The following is a 19,803-nucleotide window of genomic DNA, read 5'->3' on the forward strand; positions in this document are numbered from 1 at the left end:
CGCGGTGAAAGCAACGATGCAGGACGTTCAATTGGGTGTCGCCGGGATCGTCGGGCATGCGGCGACGGTGCATGGCGAGCGGGAGGTGTTCAGCGCGCGCGGTCCCGGCGACATTTCTCGGGTGACCTACCGCGAGTTGGCGGTTCGGGCGGCCCGGCTGGCCAACGCGTTGCGTCAGGTCGGTGTGCGCGGTGATGAGCGGGTCGCCACGCTGCAGTGGAGCAATCAGGAGCACCTCGACAGTTACGCCGCGGTGCCGTCGATGGGTGCGGTGCTGCACACGTTGAATCTGCGGTTGCCGCCGCAGCAGTTGGCGTGGATCGCCAACGATGCCGACGACCGGGTGGTCATCGTCGACGACACGGTGCTGGGCGTGCTGGCGGCGGCGCTGCCGACGATGGCCTCGGTGCACACGGTGCTGGTCACCGGTGAGGGTGACCTGTCGCCTCTGGACGGTTGCGGGAAAACCTTGCTGCGCTACGAGGAGGTGGTGGCGGGCCAGCCGGAGACCTTCGACTGGCCCGGTGTTGACGAGCGCTCCGCCGCGGCGATGTGCTACACGAGCGGGACCACCGGTCACCCGAAAGGAGTGGTCTACAGCCATCGCTCGACGTGGCTGCATTCGCAGGCCGCCTGCACGGCGAACGCGTTGGGTATCGGCCATGACGACACGGTGCTGGCCATTGTGCCGATGTTTCACGCCAACGCCTGGGGGCTGCCCCATGCGGCGATGATGGCCGGCGCGCAACTGGTGTTGCCGGACCGCTTCTTGCAGGCCGCGCCGCTGGTGGAGATGATCGAGGCGACGCGCCCGACGATGTCGGGTGCGGTGCCGACCATTTGGACCGACATCCTGCACTACCTGCGCGACAATCCCGGCCATGACCTGAGTTCGCTGAAGTTGGTGGCGTGCGGGGGATCTGCGGTGCCGCGGTCGTTGATGAGCGCGTTTGACGAGTTGGGCATCCGGATCGTGCAGGCGTGGGGCATGACAGAAACGTCACCGCTGGCCTCGGTGGCCCTGCCGCGCCACACCGACCCCGCCGATACCGCGCAGCGACTGCGGGCGACACAGGGTCGGGTGGTGGCCGGCGTGCAAGCCCGCATCGTTGACGACACGGGCGCCGAACAACCCTGGGACGGTGAGTCGGTCGGGGAGATCCAGGTGCGCGGGCCGTGGATCACCGAACGCTACTACGGCCAGGACGTGGCCGCGGTCGCCGCCGACGGGTGGCTGCCGACCGGTGACGTCGGCACGATCTCCGAGGATGCGTTCATCACGTTGACCGACCGGGCCAAGGATGTGATCAAGTCCGGCGGTGAATGGATTTCCTCGGTGGAACTGGAAAACGAATTGGCCGCTCACCCCGGGGTGCGCGCCGCGGCGGTCATCTCCGTGCCCGACCCCAAATGGCAGGAACGGCCGCTGGCGGTGATCGTGCGTCACGCCGGGCACACCGCGACAGCCGCGCAACTGGCGGACTTTCTGCGCGACCGGGTGGCCAAGTGGTGGCTGCCGGAGCGGTGGACGTTCGTCCCCGAGGTCCCGTTGACCTCGACCGGCAAGTTCGACAAGAAGACGCTCCGCCGGCAGCACGCGGACGGCGCGTTCGTCATCGAGACCCTCGGTTGATCTTGTCCCGTCGATAAACCAGGAGCACCACCCAGTGCAAGGAGTGAAACGGTGAAGACACGCGCAGCGATTCTGTGGGATCTGGGCCAGAAATGGGAGGTCGAGGAGGTTGAGCTGGATCCCCCCGGTCCCGACGAGGTGCTGGTCCGGCTGACCGCGACCGGGTTGTGTCATTCCGATGAACACCTGGTCACCGGCGACCTGCCGATACCGCTGCCGGTGGTGGGCGGACACGAAGGTGCCGGCACCGTGGCCGCGGTCGGGCCCGGCGTCGACGACGTCGACGAGGGCGATTCGGTCATTTTGACGTTCCTGCCCGCGTGCGGACGCTGCTCGTATTGTGCGCGCGGCATGGGCAACCTGTGCGAGATGGGTGCGGCGATCATGATGGGCCCCCAGATCGACGGCACGTATCGCTTCCACGCCCGCGGCCAGGACATCGGTCAGATGTGTTTGTTGGGAACGTTTTCCGAGTACACCGTGGTGCCCAAAGCCTCACTGGTGAAAATCGACGCCGGAACCCCGCTGGACAAGGCAGCCTTGATCGGGTGCGGTGTCACGACGGGGTACGGGTCGGCGGTGCGCACCGGGGAGGTGCGCGCCGGGGACACCGTGGTCGTGGTGGGGGCGGGCGGTATCGGCATGAACGCCATCCAGGGCGCGCGCATCGCCGGAGCGTTGACGATCGTCGCGGTCGACCCGGTCGCGTTCAAACGCGAGCAAGCCGCCCGCTTCGGCGCGACGCACACCGCCGCCACGATCGATCAGGCGTGGGCGTTGGTCAGCGATCTCACCCGAGGCAAACTCGCCGACGTCTGCGTGTTGACCACCGACGTGGCCGAGGCGTCCTACATCGGCGAGGCGCTGTCATTGGTGGGCAAGCGGGGCCGGGTCGTGGTGACCGCGATCGGGCACCCCGACGACGCCTCGATGTCGGGATCGCTGCTGGAACTGACGTTGTACGAAAAGCAGATTCGCGGCGCGTTGTACGGGTCGTCCAACGCCGCCCACGACATCCCACGGCTGGTCGAACTCTACAACGCCGGGCAACTCAAACTCGACGAGCTGATCACCCGGGAATACAGCCTCGATCAGATCAACGAGGGATACGACGACATGAGATCAGGCCGCAACATCCGAGGACTCATCAGGTTCTGATGACTGGCACGACAGGGTTGGGTCAGACGTCTGTGCAGATACCGTACCGGCACCGGAGGGGTGGACACTGCGGGTCGGGGGCGTTGCGTGATCTCACCGAGTGGGCTCGACTCGGTTGGGGGCCTGAAGTACCAACCGAGGGTTTGGTTTTCGCTCTCGGCGGCGCCCTGGATTTTGTCTATGTGCGTTGCGCCCGGCTACGGCCCCAAGTCTATTTGGTGGGGCGCGGAGGCGGGCTGGAAGAGGACTACCTGACCCGTATCGGCGCCGGGTTCCGTGTGCGCTGCACTGACGACCCGGAAGTCGGCTGGGCGTGGGTGACCGGTGAAATCGACTCCGGCCGACCGGTCATGGTGTGGGCCGACATCGCCGAACTGCCCTACCTTCGGGTGCGGTTGAGCATGAGTCGCCACGACATCGTGATCATCGGTTACGACGACGATCAGCAACTGGCCCATGTTGTCGACAACGACCGGGACACCATCCAGAGCGTTCCGTATGAGAACCTGCGACGCGCCCGGTCCTCGACGGGATTCCCGGTACCGACCCGCCACACCACTTACCTGATCGACTGGCCACACAACGTTCCGGGGCTGGCCGCGGTCGCCGGGCCCGCGCTGGCGGCGAGTGCGGGGTTGATGGGCGGCGTCGGCGCCGGGCCGCCGCCCCTCATCGTCGAGGATGCCGACCTGACCGGAGCCGGTGTCGCGGGTGTACAGCTCTTTGCCGACGATCTGCGTAGCTGGCCTGAGCTTTTCGATGATGACGCCCTCACCGCGGCACTCCTCGGGCTCGGGGCATTCATCGAGAAGGCCGGCACCGGAGGCGGACTATTTCGCGTCCTACAAGCCCAGGGCTGCCAACATATCGCCGACTCCCTGGGCGACGAGGCCGCCGCTGCGGCAGCCGGGGCGGCGCGCGACGCCGCGAACCTGTGGAGCACTGTTGCCGCCAAAGCCGTGGATGCCGCCGCACCGCTGCAGGATCGCTGTATCGCGGTCGCCGAACTGGCCGCGGGGCTTCCCGACGCCGAACACCGTCTGGCTGGCGCCCTGGACTGCGCCGCGCGATCGGTGACAACCCACCGAACACCACCATGTAGATGACGAAAGGCCTTCTGTGACGCACACATCGACCGAGCCCGATCCAAGCTTTCTGGACACCACGGAGTTCCTGGACTGGCGCCACGACAACGTTCAGCGCTTCACCCGGGCGGCGGTCGGCGACAGCCGCGATCCGGTGCCGAGGGCTCAGCGCCTTTTCCTCGCCGTCCGCGACAACATCTGGTACGACCCCTACAGTGTCGATGACGATCCCGGCCACTACCGAGCCAGCTACGTCGCCACCGCTGCCCGCGCCTACTGCGTCCCCAAGGCGGTCCTGCTCACCGCGGCGGCCCGCGCCGCGGGTATACCAGCCCGACTGGGTTTCGCCGATGTGCGCAACCACCTACAAACCGCCACGCTGCGAGCCCGGATGGGCGGCACCGACCTGTTCGTCTACCACGGCTACAGCGAACTGTTCGTCAACGACCGCTGGGTCAAGGCGACACCGGCGTTCAACGCCGAACTATGCGCCCGATTCGGTGTGCCTCCAATCGACTTCGACGGCGAACACGACGCCCTCCTGCACGCCTTCGACAGCGAAGGCCACCAGCACATGGAATACCTTCATGACCGCGGCTGGTACCACGACCTGCCCTTCACCGAAATCATCACAGAACTCCGGCAACGTTACGGCCCGCTACTGCAAACCCACCCCACCGAGCGTGACGCCTTCGCAAAATAAGCTCTACCGGGGCGGCTTACACGCCGCGATAATTTATGTCCCAGTTCAGACCTGGCCAGGCCCAGAAGGGGTCCCGACGCGGCGTAGCCGGCGAGGCTGACCGGGACCAGAATGTGGCTTCCCCACCGCGGCAGCAGCCGGATACACAGCGCCGTCGCGACCAGAGCACCCAGTGGCGCACCCAACAGCGCATTGCCGAGCGCACCGTCGGAGAGTCTCCTCAATTCGCTTTTCACGTGCGGGATGTGGGCCACCCACGACGAAAATACAAGGGCATGCGCCGCGAACACCGCGGTGACACAAATCTGCGCCCGGGCGATCGACTTTGCGACTGTCACCGTTCTTCCGTCAGGCTGTGGCACACTGCGCCGTCCTCTCCATGCTGTGGAGGCAGCCGAGAAATGCGCCTCGATCGATTGCAGGTGCGATCGCTGCCCGCATGGGTCGCCGCAGGTTTGGCGACGATCCGGAGCTCGATCACCCTCTGGTCGCCCGGCGGAGCGATTGAGTATGACTGAAACCGGCGCTGCGAAAGGCCTTTACTTGATCACTGGGACACAATGTGTTGTCTCATAACGAGTTCGAGTCCGTGGCGCGTTCTGATGATGCCAGGCGCCGGTCGATCCGGGCGTCGAGACTGGCGGAACCGGCTCCGACGCACACGAGAAAAAGCAACATGCCGGCTAGCAGCCACTCCGACGAATAAAACAAGTTACTCAGGAAGCTCCACACGCTCGCATACTTTTCCGCCAGACCGGGGCCGATATCCGTCAATAAGGCGCCGACCATGTCCAGCGCCAAAAGAAGAGACATCGCTCGCGTCGCCAGCCCGAGCATCAGTGCTACGCCACCAACAAGTTCGATGATTGCCACGGCAGGGGCAGCCACCGGCGCACCCGGAATTCCAAGGCCATTGAACATCGCGGTGAACTTGCCGAGGTCCCCGAGCTTTCCCACTGCCCCGCTGAAAAACATGAAACCAATGCTGAGCCGCAGGAATAAATTGGCCAGCCAGTCGAACTTATGGAGTGAATCAGCAAGCCGGCCATAAGCCGAGTGATAGCGGGCGGGCGATCGACGGATCATGAGGTAGCTCCTGCGGTCGGTAGGTCGGGGCAGTCGGCGGTTTTGGTCGAATGTACTTCTGACCATCGCAGCGCGTTCCATTGCGTTCGAGGCGAGGGCTCGCACGCTGTTGATCTGGCTGAAGTCGGTGGCGAGGAAATCGGCCTGCTCGCCGGCGCTGCGAATCGTTGTCACTGCACAGTCGCCACACGTCTAGTCGCGGCCGCTGACCAGCGCGCGCGCATCGCCGAACAACTCGCCGCGGACCGCCTGTCCGATACTACGTGTGCTGCCCGTGACGAGAGTTGTGTGACGGAGGAAATCCTCAGACATGCTGGGCTCCTTATGAATTAAATTCGCCCAAGGCGATGGTGACGAGTGGGGCCGGCCCCGCACCGGCACACGAGCAAGTGCGTGTTCTCATTCTCGTGCTTGGGCGATCGCGAGGGTGTCGATGTATTGGCGGAATCGGGCGATCCTGCCGTCGTTGACGTTCCAGATGTGGGCGTAGCCGGCGTCGGCGTGTTTTGCGGTTGTTTTGTGGGTGCAGGTGAAGCGGCCCAGGGAGACCACGGTGGCTCCGTCGGCGATGAATTCGGTGGGGGACAGGGTGAAGCTGGCCCATTCGGCGACTAGCGGGATGAGCATTCCCTCGGCGACGTGTTGGGGTCCGCGATCCTTGATGGCGAAGTCGAGCATGGTGATCCATTCGATGTCGTCGGTCATCAGGTTCATCGCTCGGTCGATGTCGCCGGCACTGAGCGCGGCGTAGAAGTCCTGGACGGTCTCGGTTGGGGTGGGCATGTGGAGTCTCCTGCGAGTTGGGTTGGTGCGCACTTGGTTTCGGGTGGTCGGTTCTGTTCAGAAGGTGCTTATGACCATCCCATGATCGTGAGTCGTCTTTTTTCGCGGTTCATTTGGAGTGGTTCGCGGCGGCGAGCAGTATCTCGGTGACGCGGTCGGGGTGGGTCAGCATGGGCAGGTGGTCGGCATCGACCGCGTGGATGGTTGCGTTCATCCGGGTAGCGACGAAGTGTTGGGTTTCTGCGGCGATCATGCGGTCGTTTTCGGCGATGAGGAACCAGCTCGGGCGGTCTTTCCAGGCGGGCCGTGGAGCGGGTGCGGTGATGCACAGTGGCGAGAGGGGTCGCTGGACTGCGGCGAGCATGGCGTGTTGTTCTGAGGTGGCGTCTTGCGCGAATGCTGCTGCGAAAGCGCCGTGCGGCAACCAAATTAGGCCGTGACTATCTGGCTCCAGGGCGGGGGCGAGACGATGGGCAGGGGCGCGGTGAAACAGGCTGGCTACTGTTTCACCTTCGTCGGGTGCGATCGCGGCGACGTAGACTAAAGCCGTCACCGAATCGGTATTGGCCGCTCCGATAACCGCGCCGGCGTAAGCGTGACCGCCCAGAACGGTTGGCCCTTGGATGCGCTCGAGAACTCGGTTGAGCGCTGCGGTGTCCTCGCTGAACGATGTCAGTGGTAGTGGTGCTGCGATGACGTTGTGGCCGCGCTGCTGTAGCTGATGGATGACTGGCGCCCAGCTGGAGCTGTCTGCCCACGCCGCGTGGACCAAGACGAAGGTTGTGTCGGTTGTCATCGGGATTTCGCTCCGAAGGTGGTGGTCATGAGTTTGTTGATGTGGGTGGCGATTTCGTCGAGTTCTTCTTCCAGCGCGAAGTGGCCGGTTTCTAGCAGGACTACTTCGGCGTCGGGCACGTCGTTGCGGTAGGCGTGGGCGCCGGCTGGGATGAAGAACGGGTCATTGGCGCCCCAGATCGCCAGCAGTGCTGGCTGGCGGCGGCGCAGCCACGCCTGCCATTGTGGGTAGCGGGGCGGGTTGTGTTGGTAGTCCCACAGCAGGGCCTTCATGTAGACGGCGCGGCCGGGACGATCCAGCACGAGCTGGTCGGCCAGTGCCTGTTCGGGGTCGATGTGTTCGGGGTCGCGGGCACCGGCCTGCCACTGATGTTGAGTGCCGGCCAGGCTGACGAACCAGTCGACGGTGGCCTCGCCGGCATCTTTGTCGGCCCACCACTGTGCTAACGCGGCGACGCCTGGTCCGAAACCGTCGGTGTAGGCGTTGCCGCTTTGGGTGATGATGGCGCGGACCCGCTCGTCGTGGTCGAGGGCGATACGGAATCCGACCGGTGCACCGAAGTCGAACATGTAGACGGCGTACTCGCTGATGCCGAGCGCGTCGATGGTGGCGCCGGTGACCGCTGCGAGGTTGTCGAAGGTGGGCTCACCGGGCAACGGGTCGGAAGAACCGAAGCCGGGGTAGTCGATCGCCACAACATGCCAGTGGGTGGACATCTGCTCGATGAGCCGCACATACGCTCGGGTGCTCGACGGATATCCGGGTAACAGCACCAGGGTCGGTCGTGATCGATCACCGGACTCGCGAACAAAGACCCCCAGACCGTCGACATCGATCCTCTTATGCCTGATGACACCCATCGCAACTCTCGCTCTCTGTCAACTCTGTGTAACCGGTGAAAAGACCTGTTAAAGGTTACGCATGCGCTTGTTAACCTGTCAACATGTAGCTGAGCGGTTACCAGTGCTGCGGTGATCCGCGGGGGAGGTGAGGCTGATGGAGCCGCTCGATGTCATCGTCGGCCTCGCAGGAGACCCGGCCCTGGAACTGCTGAACAGCCGGGCCACGCCTTACCCGGGTGCAGAGCCGATCGAATTGATCGCAGACGGGGCCAGTTATTTACTATGGCTCTTGCGCACAGGACTGATCGACCAAGAAGACCTCGCAGTGCTCCAAGATCTGTTCAGTGCCGATCAACTCGACGCTGCCGCCGCGGATGCGCGCACTCTTCGCGAGACGTTACGGCCGCTTCTGTTGGCTTGGACCGGCGAAAAGCCGGTGCCGTTCCCAGTTGATGTGATTGACGAGCTGAATGCGCTGCTGGCGCAGGATCGGCGCTACACCCAGCTCAACCCCGACAATGACACGCTCGCGCTGCATGAGCGGCGGTACTGGGAACGGCCCACACAGCTTTTGACCGTGTCCGCACAAGCCTGGGCGCACCTGCTCGCCGAAGGCGACCCGACCCTGATTCGGCAATGCCCTGGCTGCACCGTGATTTTCTACGACCGCACCAAAGCCCACCGCCGACGCTGGTGTTCTATGGCACTCTGCGGCAACCGCGCCAAAGTGCGACGCCACCGAACATCCGCCGGCTGAGAGACGAACCAGGAAACCTGAATCATCGACGTCGGCGGGCCGATCGTCACCTGTGGATTAGGTGAGATGCTGGCCGCCATCGACTTTGAGCGTCACACCGGTCACAAATGTGTTGGTCATCGCGAAAAGCGCGGCGTCGGCCACATCCTCGGCTGTCCCTATTCGGTGCGCCAAGTTGGTGCGGCTGACGTTCTCGAAGTGGTCGCGCTTGCCCTGCTCGTCCAGCGAATCCCACGCGCCGGAGTCAATGACACCCGGAGAGATCGCGTTGACCCGGATCGGTGCAACCTCGACCGCCAGCGAGCGCGTCAAAAAGTCGACCGCACCGTCGGTGATGGACACCCCGAGAAAACCGACGTTGATTTTGAACGCGGGAAACCCCCAAAAAAGGACGAACGACCCGCCCCGATTGATCTGTGCTGCGAAATATTTCGTCAGCATCAGCGGACCAATCACCTTCGTGTCAAAGGATTTCAGCAGACTCGCGCGCTCCAATTCATCGAGTCTTCCCCGTGCGCGGGCCGAGACCGCCGACACGACATGGTCAACAGGACCCAATCGTTGCGCAAGTGCCGCAATCGACGAATCGGCGGTAACGTCAACCACCTCGGCATCAATGCCCGTGTCGTGGTAGGCGGCTGCCAATCGGGCCTTATCGCGGCCGGCGACAACGACTCGAGCGCCCTGGGATCGGGCTAAAATCGTGACAGCACGCGCAATTCCATTCCCTTGTCCGACCACAACAACGGTCTTACCTTGCAACGCTTCGCCCATTGCCTAGATCCTCGGTTCTGCTGCGCCGTGTCGCTTGCGGTGTGTTGTGTTGTTGAGGAAGTCATCGACGAGCTGGCGATCTCGCCGGTAGCCGTGGCCAACGCCAAGTGGCCCGTGCTCGACGATCATGGGAACCCGTGAAGGAGCAGGATCGTCGGCGTGTGGGCGGGCCCGGCGTCCCCGTCGACATCGATCCTGCTGTGGTTGATGGCACCCAGCGCACCCGCACTCCCTGTACACCACTGTAACCGGTGAAAACACGCTTTAATAGTTATGCACTGGCCTGTCGACTGTCAACACCTGACCGAGGGCTGGGAAAATAATTCGGTCGATCAGCGGGGCAGGTGAGGCGCGCCAACTCAAACTTGGGCGGATGCTCGACACCGTGCCCGGGCGGCTCACCTTGGCTCCTCGGTCAGCGCCACAGCTGGTTGTCTCCGGCCCCGGCTGCCCCTACCATCACCGGCTACACCACCAAGGCCTGATCACCATCACCGGACCCGCCGACGCCCGCACCGACAGCACCGGGCGGCCACTGCGCCCGGGCTCACTGGCCCATCCCCCCCGTCCACGCCCAACGATGGTGGTGCGACCCCTTCCAGCCCCAGCCACCACCACCGGACAACTAGACCTGTCGACGGCGCATCGCAACCGAAAAGATTTGCCGGACAAGGGAACCGTAGCCGGCTACGGCGAGGGGTGCGGCGTCCCGGTCAGGATGGTGTCGAGCGCGCTGGCGACGGTGAGGAATTCGACACCGCCGGCGAGCGTGCCCAGGCCCACATCGGCGGCGATGGGCTGGCCGATCGCGTTGGCGAGGCCCTGGAGCGGCTGGCCGTTGATCGCCTGCGTGATCCCGTTGAGGAACAGGTTGGCGTCGTAGGACGGCAGCGTGACGACCAGGGCCGTCGCGATGTCGGCGGTCGGCAGCAGCGTCGCGTAGGCGGTCGAGACGTCGGAGGCGAGGGCGTTGGCGAATCCGGTGTTGGCGTTTTCGAGGCCCGAGATCGCGCCGTCGAGCGCCGACGTCAGCGAGATGCCCGTCGGCACGGCCGGCGGTGCGCCGCCCAGGCTCGCCAGCGCCGGCGCCGACAGGCTCAGCGACGGCAGCCCCTGCGCGCTCAAATCGCTTCCGGCGGCCAGGATTCCCTGGTAGGCGCCGCTGAGCAGGTCGGGGCCCAGGGCCAGGGTGGCGTTGAGCGGCGGTAACACCCCGAACGGCGTGGTGACGTTGGCGTAGCCGGTCGAGTAGCCGTAGTTGGGGTCGCCGTAGCCCCAGTTGACCAGATACCTCAAATCCGGCTGCAGCAGGTCGGCCAGCGGGTTGCCGATGCCCGGGATCAAGCGCAGCGGGTCCAGCAGCGGCAGGTTGTGGGTGGGGATCATGTAGTAGGTGGAGCCGCCGTCGTAGCCCGGCGACACCGGGAGAGTGATGGCCTGCGAGATCTGGGTCGCCGGGATCGTCAGGTACGTGCCGTGCACGAACGCGATGCCCGCGAAGGCGTTGAGGTCGGCCAGGATGTCGATCGGGTACTGCGGGAAGTCGGCGAAGCCGTCGTATTCCAGCGTGTAGTTGTAGATCGAGTACCCGGTGTTCGAGGCCATCCCGCCATAGAAGGGGATGCCGAGACTGGGCAGGTCGAGGCCGGGGAAGCGGGCGAGCATGCCGCCGTTGGGGGTCATCTCGTTGCCGACGAGCACGAAGCTCACGTCCGACGTCGGCACGTGGGCGGCAACGAGATTCGGCAGCTCCAGCGCGGCCAGGATGGCGCCCTGCGAGTAGCCGAAGACGGTGACGGGCTGGGTCGGCGCATTGGGCCCGGTGAGCGCGTTGTTGAGGATCGTCAGGCCCCGGTCCACCGAGATGTTCAGGGTCAGGTCCTTGATCCCGGTGATCGGGTACAGGCCCTCGGGGGTGAACAGGCCCTGGATGTTGCTCGTGGTGAAGTTGCGGGAGACGTAGTTGCCGTACGCGGTGGCGATGTACTTGGCGTCGGGGATCGGCACGCCGCTGGCGCCCAGGATCAGCGCGGTCTGCACCGGTGTGGTGCTGGTGGCCAGCGCCGTGGTGCCCGCCGTGCCGGACGCGCCGAGGGCAGTGGCCGCCGCGGATTCGGTTGCCGCGTAGGCGGTTGCGGCGCCGGTCAGCGCCCGGGCGAACGCGTCGTGGAAACTCTGCGCCTGCCGCAGCAGCGCCTGGTATTCCTGGGCGTACGCGTTGAACAGGTTCGCGGTGGCCGCCGACACCTCGTCGGCGGCCGCGGCCTGCAGGCCGGTCGTCGCGCCCGCCGCGCCGGCGTTGGCTGCCCCGATCGCCGACCCGATTCCGGAGACGTCGGCGACCGCCGTCGCGATCGCCTGCGGCTGGGCGAAGACAAACGGCATCGGGTCACCCTATCTGCGGTCGGACGGTGTCGAGGCGGTTTTGTTTGCCGCTCAAAGCTTTTCGGTGCGGGCCGGTCAGTAGGGGCCCGGGTTCGGTACGCCCAGCAGAATCGTCTGCAGGGCATTCTCGAAGTTGATGAGCTCGAAGCCGCCGGCCAGCGTGACCAGTCCGGTGTCGGCGGCGATCGGGTCGCCGATCGCGTTGACCAGGCCCATCGGGTTGCCGTTGATGGCTTGCGTGATCCCGTTGAGGAACAGGTTGAGGTCGTAGGACGGCAGCGACACCACCACGGCCGTGGCGATGTCGGCCGTCGGGAGCAGGGTGGCGTAGGCGGTGGAGAAGTCGGTGGTGAAGCCCCCGACGATGGCGTTGTTGGCGTTCTCGATGCCGCCGATGAGGTTGGTGAGCGTGGCCGGGATGGAGGACACGCTGGGCAGCGCCAGCGCGGTCGTCCCCGACGACCCGCCCCCGGCCAGCGTGCCCGCGATGTCCGGCACCGACAGGTTGGGCAGCGCCATCGCGGGCAGCGACGTGGGCAGCATGGCCGAGATGTCGGCCCCGAACGCGGCCATGCCCTGCTGGGCGCCGCTGACCAGCAGCGGCCCCAGGGAGGTGGTCGCGCTCAGCGGCGGCAGGAACCCGAACGGGGTCTGCACGTTGGCCAGGCCCGTCGAGTAGCCGTACTCGGGGTTGCCGTAGCCCCAGTTGATCAGGTAGCGCAGGTCGGGCTGGACCAGGTCGGCCAGCGGGTTGCCGATCACGGGGATCGCGCGCAGCGGGTCCAGCAGCGGCAGGTTCTGGGTGGGGATCATGACGTAGTTGGTCAGGCTGCTGCCGCCGGGGGTGTTCAGCTGCGCGGAGCCCGGCAGCAGGAAGCCCGAGGCGATCTGCGAGGTCGACAGGGTCGGGTAGGTGCCGTGGATGAAGACGATGCCGGCCAGCGCGTTGAGGTCGGCGAGGAAGTCGATCGGGTACTGCGGGAAGTCGGCGAACCCGTCGTATTCCAGCGAGTAGATGGTGGTGTTGAACAGGTCGCTGGGCGTCGAGTTGCCGAACGTGATCCCCAGGCTCGGCAGGCTCAGGTCGGGGAAGCGGGCGAGCAGTCCGCCGTTGGGGGCGCTCGGGTCCCCCAGCAGGGTGAAGTTGAGCTGGCTGGACGTGTAGCCCATGTCGTGCAGGATCGGCATCGCCATCGACGCGAGGGTCGAACTCTGCGAGTACCCCAGAATCGACAAGGCGCTGTTGGTGTGAGAAACGGGGAGTGCCGCTTTGATGGCGTTATCCAACTGGGTGATGCCGCGGGCCAGTGAGATGTTCAGCGTTAGGTCCTTGACCCCGGTGAACGGATACAACCCCTCAGGCGTGGACACGGCCTGGTTGACGCCGCTGGTGAATTCGGTCAGGTAACGGCTAGTCACGTTGTTCATGTAGGTCAGCGACGGGGTCGCCGTGCCGCTGCCGGTCATGATCAACTGGGCGATGACGTTGGTGGGCGTCGGAGTGTACGGCGTGCCGAACGACGAGGTGGTGGACGCCGCGGAGCCGAGGCCCAGCATGCCGGCGACGCTGGCCTCGGCCTGCGCGTAGGTGGTGCTCGCGCCGCTCAGCGCCGCCACGAACTGGTCGTGGTACGCGGTCGCCTGCGCCAGCATCGCCTGGTACTCCTGGCCGAAGGAGCCGAAAAGCGCTGCGGTGGCCGCGGACACCTCGTCCTCGGCCGCCGCGACCAGCCCGGTCGTCGGGGCCGCGGCCGCGGAGCGGGCCTGCTCGATCGCCGAACCGATTCCCGCCGCGTCGGACGCGGCCGTCGCCATCAACTGGGGCTGCACAAGCATGCTCGTCATCGGGCGTTCCCTTCACGACCAGGATTCTTGAGTTGGCCAGCGCATCAGCAGGCAGGGTCATCCTAGAGCCGCGAGCGTCTCTTCGTGCGACTTTTGCACAGAGATTTTTCCGGCCGCGCGGCCGGCGGCGAGAACCGTTGCGGCCCCGATGTTCTGGTGGGTCAGGTGAACAGCGCGGCGCGCAGCCGGTCGACGTCGGCCGCGGTGAGGCCCGCGTCGCGCAGGTACGCCTGCAGCGACCCGAACTCGCCGTCGATGGTCTGCCACGCGGCGGCCAGGTACTCCTCCCGCACGCCCAGCACCCCGTCGGACAGCCGGGCCTCGGCGAAGGTCTCCACCTCCGGGGTCACCTCCGCCTCGGCGCGCTGCCGGATCATCTCGGAGATCTCGGCCCGAAGCTGCGGCACGGCGTCGTTGCTGCGCAGGAAGTCCGCGACGACGACGTCGCGGTCGACGCCGGCCGCCTCCAGCACCGTCGCCACCACGAAGCCGGTGCGGTCCTTGCCCGCGAAGCAGTGCGTGAGCACCGTACGGCCGGCGGCCAGCAGCGTCACGACGCGGCGCACCGCGCGCTGCGCCCCGTTGCGCGTGGGGAACTGCCGGTACTCGTCGATCATGTAGCGGGCCGCGGCCTCGTCGACCGACAGGCCCTCCTCGCGCTGCAGCAGTTGCTGGAAGGCGTGCTCGTGCGGCGCCTGCCCGGCGTCGCCGTTGGCGGGGTCGTCGGCCCCCTTATCTCCAACGTCCGGGACCGGCAGCAGGTGGATGTCGACGCCGTCGGGCACCCGGCCCGGGCCGCGGCGGGCGACCTCGCGCGCCGAACGCAGGTCGGCGACGTCGGTGATCCCCAGCCGGCTCAGCGTGGCGCGGCCCTGCTCGTCGAGGCGGCTCAGCTCGCCGGACCGGAACACCCGCCCGGGACTTAGCGCCGGCACGGCGTCGGAGACGTCGCGAAAGTTCCACGCCCCCGACAGTTCCCGGGGCGCTTCAGCCACGCGACGTGACCGCCGCGGCCAGCGGGGACTTGGCTGCGCCGAGTTCGGCGCGCGCGATGGTCCGCATGTGCACCTCGTCGGGCCCGTCGAAGAGGCGCATGGCGCGGTGCCAGCCGTACGACCGGGCCAGCACCGTGTCCTCGCTGACCCCGGCGGCCCCGTGCACCTGGATCGCGCGGTCGATGACGTTGCAGGCCACCTGCGGCGCCACCGCCTTGATCTGGGAGACCAGCGTGTGCGCGGCCTTGTTGCCGTGCTGGTCGATGGTCCACGCCGCCTTGTGGCACAACAGCCGGGCCTGGTCGATCTCGTTGCGGGACTTGGCGATTGCCTCGCGCACCACGCCCTGCTCGGCCAGCGGGCGGCCGAACGCCACCCGGTTCTGTACCCGGTCGACCATGAGGGCCAGCGCCCGCTCGGCGCCGCCGAGCGCCCGCATGCAGTGGTGGATGCGGCCCGGACCCAGCCGGGCCTGGGCGATCGCGAAGCCGCCGCCCTCCTCGCCGAGCAGGTTGGTGACCGGCACGCGGACGTTGTCGTAGACGACCTCGCAGTGCCCGGGCTGGTCCTGGTAGCCGAACACCGTCGTCGAGCGGACCACCGTCACCCCCGGCGTGTCGATCGGCACCAGCACCATCGACTGCTGCTGGTGGCTGGCCGCGTCGGGGTTGGTGCGGCCCATGACGATCAGGACCTTGCAGCGCGGGTCCGACGCCCCCGAGGTCCACCACTTGCGGCCGTTGATGACGTAGTCGCCGCCGTCGCGCACGATCGAGGTCTGGATGTTGCGGGCGTCGCTGCTGGCCACCGCCGGCTCGGTCATCGAGAAGGCGCTGCGGATCTTGCCGGCCAGCAACGGCTCCAGCCACTGCTTGCGCTGCTCCTCGGTGGCGAACAGGTGCAGGGTCTCCATGTTGCCGGTGTCGGGTGCCGCGCAGTTGAGCGCCTCGGGTGCGAGTTCCAGGCTCCAGCCGGTGATCTCGGCCAGCGGGGCGTACTCCAGGTTGGTCAGGCCGGACTCGGCCGGCAGGAACAGGTTCCACAGGCCGCGCTCCCTGGCCCTGGTCTTCAGCTCCTCGACCACCGGCGGGACGGTGTGGTCGTCGGGACCGGCCTGGAGACGGTATGCGTCGTAGGCGGCCTCGGCTTCGAAGACGTGCTCGGTCATGAAGTCGGACAGCCGCTGGTGGTAGTCGCTTGCTTTGGCCGACATCGCGAAGTCCATGCCTGTCACGATAGGGCACCTCAATCTCGCGGTGGAAAATGACAGCTGTGACCGACGCTCTCCCCCCGTTTCCCCCGTTCACCCCCGAGACGGCGATGCAGAAGGTGCAGGCCGCCGAGGACGCCTGGAACACCTGCGACCCCGAGCGCGTCAGCCGCGCCTACACACCGGACTCGCGGTGGCGCAACCGCGGCGACTACGTCGTCGGCCGCGACGAGATCGTGGCATTCCTGACGCGCAAGTGGCAGCGCGAGCTCGACTACTCGCTGCGCAAGAGCCTGTGGGACTTCCACGACAACCGCATCGCGGTCCGTTACCAGTACGAATGCCGCGACCGCGACGGCCAGTGGTACCGCAGCTACGGCAACGAACTGTGGGAGTTCGCGCCGTCCGGGCTGATGGCGCGCCGCGAGACCAGCATCAACGACGTGCCGATCGCCGAATCCGAGCGGCGCTACTTCGGGCCGCGCCCGGCCGCCGAACACGGCCGGGACATCCCGATGTGGTGACGGTGCCGCCGGCCGACACCCGTTGTCGCAACACAACGCCGTCTTGTGGCCCCACAACCCCGCGACAGCTACTGAATCGCCGCCGGGCGGGGAAGTATCGACCCGGACAGCCGATCGGTTGCCGGGGATGCCTCCCCGGGTGATCACGGGTCGGTGGTGCATGCGGCGCGCGTTATGGTAGCCAAACGCGCGGCCGAGCCGGCGTCATAGCCATCGGTGGAACCGTCCATCGGCAGAAAGCACGGGAAAGTAGATGTACGCGTCATGACAGATTCGCAGGCAGCGCCGGTCACGGTCGGTGTGGTCGCCGAGTCCGGGGCCGGCGAGCGCAGGGTCGCACTGGTCCCCAAGGCGGTCGCGCCGCTGGTGAAAAGCGGTGTCAACGTCGTCGTCGAATCCGGCGCCGGCGAGAAGGCACTGCTTCCCGATGCCCTCTACACCGAGGCCGGGGCGAGCATCGGCGACGCGTGGGGCGCCGACGTCGTGGTCAAGGTGGCCCCGCCGACCGCCGCCGAGGTGGGCAGGCTGCGCAGCGGCCAGACGCTGATCGGCTTCCTGGCGCCCCGCAACGCCGACAACGCGATCGGCGCGCTGAAGAGCGCCGGGGTGGCCGCCTACGCGCTGGAGGCCATCCCGCGCATCTCGCGTGCCCAGGCGATGGACGCGCTGTCCTCGCAGGCCAACGTGTCCGGCTACAAGGCGGTGCTGGTGGCGGCCTGGGAGTCGACGCGGTTCTTCCCGATGCTGACCACGGCGGCGGGCACCGTGAAGCCGGCCACCGTGCTGGTGCTCGGCGTCGGGGTGGCCGGGCTGCAGGCCCTGGCCACCGCCAAGCGGCTGGGTGCGCGCACCACCGGCTACGACGTGCGGCCCGAGGTCGCCGACCAGGTGCGCTCGGTGGGCGCCCAGTGGCTCGACCTCGGCATCGACGCCGCCGGGGAGGGCGGGTACGCCCGCGAGCTCACCGAGGAGGAACGCGCCCAGCAGCAGAAGGCCCTCGAAAAGGCCATCACCGGCTTCGACGTGGTCATCACGACCGCCCTGGTCCCGGGCCGGCCCGCGCCGCGGCTGGTGACCGCCGCGGCCGTGCAGGGCATGAAACCCGGCAGCGTCGTGGTGGACCTGGCCGGGGAGACCGGCGGCAACTGCGAGCTGACCGAGCCGGGGCAGACCGTCGTCCGCCACGACGTCACCATCGCCGCGCCGCTGAACCTGCCGGCCACCATGCCCGAGCACGCCAGCGAGCTGTACAGCAAGAACATCACCGCGCTGCTGGACCTGCTCGTCAAAGACGGCAAGCTGGCCCCCGACTTCGGCGACGAGATCGTCGCGGCGGCCTGCGTGACCTGCACCGGAGAGGACTCCTGATGTACGACGAGCTGTTGCAGAACCTGGCGATCCTGGTGTTGTCCGGGTTCGTCGGGTTCGCGGTGATCTCCAAGGTCCCCAACACCCTGCACACCCCGCTGATGTCGGGGACCAACGCCATCCACGGGATCGTGGTGCTGGGCGCGCTGGTGGTGTTCGGCAACGTCGAGCACCCGTCGATCGCCCTGCAGATCATCCTCTTCGTGGCGGTGGTGTTCGGGACGCTGAACGTCATCGGCGGCTTCATCGTCACCGACCGGATGCTGGGCATGTTCAAGGGCAAGAAAGCCAAGCCCGCGAAAATTGAGGAGCCTGCGGGCAGATGAACTACCTGATCTCCGTCCTTTACCTCGTCTCGTTCTCGCTGTTCATCTACGGCTTGATGGGCCTGACCGGCCCCAAGACCGCGGTGCGCGGCAACCTGATCGCGGCGGTCGGCATGACCCTCGCGGTGGCGGCGACGCTGGTCATGATCCGCAACACCACCCAGTGGCCGCTGATCATCGCCGGCCTGGTCGTCGGTGTGGTGCTCGGTGTGCCGCCGGCGCGGCTGACCAAGATGACCGCCATGCCGCAGCTGGTGGCGTTCTTCAACGGCGTCGGTGGCGGCACGGTCGCGCTGATCGCGCTGTCGGAGTTCATGGAGACGAGCGGTTTCTCGGCCTTCCAGCACGGCGAGTCCCCGACCGCGCACATCGTGGTCGCCTCGCTGTTCGCGGCGATCATCGGCTCGATCTCGTTCTGGGGCTCGGTCATCGCGTTCGGCAAGCTGCAGGAGATCATCTCCGGCAAGCCGATCGGCCTGGGCAGGGCCCAGCAGCCGATGAACCTGCTGCTGCTGGCGGCGGCCGTGGCCGCCGCGGTGGTCATCGGCCTGCACGCCCATCCCGGCAGCGGCGGCGTGCCGCTGTGGTGGATGATCGGGCTGCTGGCCGCCGCGGGTGTGCTGGGCCTGATGGTGGTGCTGCCCATCGGCGGCGCCGACATGCCGGTGGTCATCTCCCTGCTGAACGCGATGACCGGCCTGTCGGCCGCCGCGGCGGGGCTGGCGCTGAACAACACCGCGATGATCGTGGCCGGCATGATCGTCGGCGCGTCCGGTTCGATCCTGACCAACCTGATGGCCAAGGCGATGAACCGCTCCATTCCCGCGATCGTGGCGGGCGGGTTCGGCGGCGGCGGCGTGGCCCCCAGCGGCGACGGCGGTGGCGACAAGCAAGTCAGGGCCACCTCGGCCGCCGACGCGGCGATCCAGATGGCCTACGCCAACCAGGTGATCGTGGTCCCGGGTTACGGCCTGGCCGTGGCGCAGGCCCAGCACGCGGTCAAGGACATGGCGTCGCTGCTGGAAGCCAAGGGGGTGACGGTCAAGTACGCCATCCACCCGGTGGCCGGCCGCATGCCCGGGCACATGAACGTGCTGCTGGCCGAGGCCGAGGTCGACTACGACGCGATGAAGGACATGGACGACATCAACGACGAGTTCGCCCGGACCGACGTCGCGATCGTCATCGGCGCCAACGACGTGACCAACCCGGCGGCCCGCAACGAGAAGTCCAGCCCGATCTACGGCATGCCCATCCTCAACGTGGACAAGGCCAGGTCGGTGATCGTGCTGAAGCGGTCGATGAACTCCGGCTTCGCGGGCATCGACAACCCGCTGTTCTACGGCGAGGGAACGACCATGCTGTTCGGCGACGCGAAGAAGTCGGTGACCGCGGTCGCCGAGGAGCTCAAGGCGCTGTAAAAGCGCTGCTGGACGGTCCGGGTAGGGCTAGACCCGGGCTAGTTCCCCAGGGGCGGCGCCCCGCCGTGGTGCAGGAAAATTTGGCTCGAGTCACCCTGGAATCTGCCGGGCG

At 66.8% G+C, this 19,803-nt stretch carries 18 protein-coding genes and 2 pseudogenes; 10 read left to right on the forward strand and 10 right to left on the reverse strand.

The genetic code is table 11. The annotated features are described in order from the left end of the window. Positions 1-16 precede the first annotated feature (16 nt). Genes FPZ47_RS00395 through FPZ47_RS00410 form a run of 4 tightly spaced genes read left to right on the forward strand, consistent with a single transcriptional unit; the run spans position 17 to position 4,579 of the window. Positions 17-1,633, forward strand: a complete 1,617-nt coding sequence (locus FPZ47_RS00395) for a long-chain fatty acid--CoA ligase (protein ID WP_144947014.1) — start codon at positions 17-19, stop codon at positions 1,631-1,633. A gap of 51 nt (positions 1,634-1,684) precedes the next feature. Next, positions 1,685-2,791, forward strand: coding sequence for an NDMA-dependent alcohol dehydrogenase (locus tag FPZ47_RS00400; protein ID WP_144946955.1), 1,107 nt, complete (start codon positions 1,685-1,687; stop codon positions 2,789-2,791). Then, positions 2,791-3,897, forward strand: a complete 1,107-nt coding sequence (locus tag FPZ47_RS00405) for a BtrH N-terminal domain-containing protein (protein ID WP_144946958.1) — start codon at positions 2,791-2,793, stop codon at positions 3,895-3,897. The genes FPZ47_RS00400 and FPZ47_RS00405 overlap by 1 nt, the downstream gene beginning before the upstream one ends. Positions 3,898-3,910: 13 nt before the next feature. After that, complete coding sequence (locus FPZ47_RS00410) at positions 3,911-4,579, forward strand: transglutaminase-like domain-containing protein (protein ID WP_144946961.1); 669 nt, start codon at positions 3,911-3,913, stop codon at positions 4,577-4,579. A gap of 47 nt (positions 4,580-4,626) precedes the next feature. Here the strand turns inward: FPZ47_RS00410 and FPZ47_RS29140 are convergent. From FPZ47_RS29140 to FPZ47_RS00430, 5 genes and pseudogenes are all read right to left on the reverse strand, one after another. Beyond that, positions 4,627-4,941: pseudogene (locus FPZ47_RS29140) on the reverse strand (MFS transporter); the annotation flags it as partial. A 208-nt stretch (positions 4,942-5,149) separates the two neighbouring features. Beyond that, entirely contained in the window at positions 5,150-5,839 is a 690-nt protein-coding gene (locus FPZ47_RS00415) for a DoxX family protein (protein WP_210419794.1), read from the reverse strand. Positions 5,840-6,064: 225 nt separating this feature from the next. After that, positions 6,065-6,448 (reverse strand): nuclear transport factor 2 family protein, encoded by a 384-nt coding sequence (locus tag FPZ47_RS00420; protein ID WP_144946964.1) that lies wholly within the window; start codon positions 6,446-6,448, stop codon positions 6,065-6,067. Positions 6,449-6,557: 109 nt separating this feature from the next. Beyond that, positions 6,558-7,244: an alpha/beta hydrolase gene (locus FPZ47_RS00425; protein WP_144946967.1), complete on the reverse strand. Its 687-nt coding sequence runs from the start codon at positions 7,242-7,244 to the stop codon at positions 6,558-6,560. Beyond that, entirely contained in the window at positions 7,241-8,104 is an 864-nt protein-coding gene (locus FPZ47_RS00430) for an alpha/beta fold hydrolase (protein ID WP_144946970.1), read from the reverse strand. Before FPZ47_RS00430 ends, FPZ47_RS00425 begins: the two co-directional genes overlap by 4 nt. Before the next feature lie 136 nt (positions 8,105-8,240). Between FPZ47_RS00430 and FPZ47_RS00435 the strand changes: the two genes are divergently transcribed. Continuing rightward, positions 8,241-8,843 carry a CGNR zinc finger domain-containing protein gene (locus FPZ47_RS00435; protein WP_144946973.1) on the forward strand — a complete coding sequence of 201 codons (603 nt, stop codon included), beginning with the start codon at positions 8,241-8,243 and terminating at the stop codon, positions 8,841-8,843. Between the two features lie 57 nt (positions 8,844-8,900). Here FPZ47_RS00435 and FPZ47_RS00440 read toward each other — a convergent pair whose 3' ends face one another. Further along, positions 8,901-9,617 (reverse strand): SDR family oxidoreductase, encoded by a 717-nt coding sequence (locus FPZ47_RS00440; RefSeq protein ID WP_144946976.1) that lies wholly within the window; start codon positions 9,615-9,617, stop codon positions 8,901-8,903. A 448-nt stretch (positions 9,618-10,065) separates the two neighbouring features. Between FPZ47_RS00440 and FPZ47_RS29145 the strand changes: the two are divergent. Beyond that, positions 10,066-10,246: pseudogene (locus tag FPZ47_RS29145) on the forward strand (hypothetical protein); the annotation flags it as partial. A gap of 58 nt (positions 10,247-10,304) precedes the next feature. Here the strand turns inward: FPZ47_RS29145 and FPZ47_RS00450 are convergent. The 4 genes from FPZ47_RS00450 to FPZ47_RS00465 form a co-directional block, all read right to left on the reverse strand. Continuing rightward, positions 10,305-12,002 carry a PE family protein gene (locus FPZ47_RS00450; RefSeq protein WP_144946979.1) on the reverse strand — a complete coding sequence of 566 codons (1,698 nt, stop codon included), beginning with the start codon at positions 12,000-12,002 and terminating at the stop codon, positions 10,305-10,307. 75 nt (positions 12,003-12,077) lie between these two features. Next, a complete protein-coding gene (locus FPZ47_RS00455) occupies positions 12,078-13,847 on the reverse strand; it encodes a PE family protein (RefSeq protein WP_144946982.1) in 1,770 nt (589 codons plus the stop codon). Positions 13,848-14,008: 161 nt separating this feature from the next. After that, entirely contained in the window at positions 14,009-14,842 is an 834-nt protein-coding gene (locus FPZ47_RS00460) for a tyrosine-protein phosphatase (protein ID WP_144946985.1), read from the reverse strand. Beyond that, complete coding sequence (locus FPZ47_RS00465) at positions 14,835-16,055, reverse strand: acyl-CoA dehydrogenase family protein (RefSeq protein ID WP_144947020.1); 1,221 nt, start codon at positions 16,053-16,055, stop codon at positions 14,835-14,837. The genes FPZ47_RS00460 and FPZ47_RS00465 overlap by 8 nt, the downstream gene beginning before the upstream one ends. 59 nt (positions 16,056-16,114) lie before the next feature. Here FPZ47_RS00465 and FPZ47_RS00470 point away from each other — a divergent pair, with 59 nt between their 5' ends. The 4 genes from FPZ47_RS00470 (at position 16,115) to FPZ47_RS00485 (ending at position 19,691) form a co-directional block, all read left to right on the forward strand. Then, positions 16,115-16,576 carry a nuclear transport factor 2 family protein gene (locus FPZ47_RS00470; RefSeq protein WP_144946988.1) on the forward strand — a complete coding sequence of 154 codons (462 nt, stop codon included), beginning with the start codon at positions 16,115-16,117 and terminating at the stop codon, positions 16,574-16,576. A 264-nt stretch (positions 16,577-16,840) separates the two neighbouring features. After that, positions 16,841-17,944, forward strand: a complete 1,104-nt coding sequence (locus FPZ47_RS00475) for a Re/Si-specific NAD(P)(+) transhydrogenase subunit alpha (RefSeq protein ID WP_144946991.1) — start codon at positions 16,841-16,843, stop codon at positions 17,942-17,944. After that, a complete protein-coding gene (locus FPZ47_RS00480; RefSeq protein WP_144946994.1) occupies positions 17,944-18,270 on the forward strand; it encodes an NAD(P) transhydrogenase subunit alpha part 2 in 327 nt (108 codons plus the stop codon). Before FPZ47_RS00475 ends, FPZ47_RS00480 begins: the two co-directional genes overlap by 1 nt. After that, positions 18,267-19,691 carry an NAD(P)(+) transhydrogenase (Re/Si-specific) subunit beta gene (locus FPZ47_RS00485; protein WP_144946997.1) on the forward strand — a complete coding sequence of 475 codons (1,425 nt, stop codon included), beginning with the start codon at positions 18,267-18,269 and terminating at the stop codon, positions 19,689-19,691. Before FPZ47_RS00480 ends, FPZ47_RS00485 begins: the two co-directional genes overlap by 4 nt. Positions 19,692-19,803 lie beyond the last annotated feature (112 nt).

The organism is Mycobacterium helveticum (assembly GCF_007714205.1).
Taxonomy (GTDB): domain Bacteria; phylum Actinomycetota; class Actinomycetes; order Mycobacteriales; family Mycobacteriaceae; genus Mycobacterium; species Mycobacterium helveticum.

Bases quoted from the DNA above. Each gene is read 5' to 3' on its own strand.
- FPZ47_RS00395 (WP_144947014.1), top strand. From the start codon at position 17: ATGCAGGACGTTCAATTGGGTGTCGCCGGGATCGTCGGGCATGCGGCG.
- FPZ47_RS00405 (WP_144946958.1), top strand. From the start codon at position 2,791: ATGACTGGCACGACAGGGTTGGGTCAGACGTCTGTGCAGATACCGTAC.
- FPZ47_RS00420 (WP_144946964.1), bottom strand. From the start codon at position 6,448: ATGCCCACCCCAACCGAGACCGTCCAGGACTTCTACGCCGCGCTCAGT.
- FPZ47_RS00425 (WP_144946967.1), bottom strand. From the start codon at position 7,244: ATGACAACCGACACAACCTTCGTCTTGGTCCACGCGGCGTGGGCAGAC.
- FPZ47_RS00430 (WP_144946970.1), bottom strand. From the start codon at position 8,104: ATGGGTGTCATCAGGCATAAGAGGATCGATGTCGACGGTCTGGGGGTC.
- FPZ47_RS00435 (WP_144946973.1), top strand. From the start codon at position 8,241: ATGGAGCCGCTCGATGTCATCGTCGGCCTCGCAGGAGACCCGGCCCTG.
- FPZ47_RS00440 (WP_144946976.1), bottom strand. From the start codon at position 9,617: ATGGGCGAAGCGTTGCAAGGTAAGACCGTTGTTGTGGTCGGACAAGGG.
- FPZ47_RS00450 (WP_144946979.1), bottom strand. From the start codon at position 12,002: ATGCCGTTTGTCTTCGCCCAGCCGCAGGCGATCGCGACGGCGGTCGCC.
- FPZ47_RS00455 (WP_144946982.1), bottom strand. From the start codon at position 13,847: ATGACGAGCATGCTTGTGCAGCCCCAGTTGATGGCGACGGCCGCGTCC.
- FPZ47_RS00465 (WP_144947020.1), bottom strand. From the start codon at position 16,055: ATGTCGGCCAAAGCAAGCGACTACCACCAGCGGCTGTCCGACTTCATG.
- FPZ47_RS00475 (WP_144946991.1), top strand. From the start codon at position 16,841: ATGACAGATTCGCAGGCAGCGCCGGTCACGGTCGGTGTGGTCGCCGAG.
- FPZ47_RS00480 (WP_144946994.1), top strand. From the start codon at position 17,944: ATGTACGACGAGCTGTTGCAGAACCTGGCGATCCTGGTGTTGTCCGGG.
- FPZ47_RS00485 (WP_144946997.1), top strand. From the start codon at position 18,267: ATGAACTACCTGATCTCCGTCCTTTACCTCGTCTCGTTCTCGCTGTTC.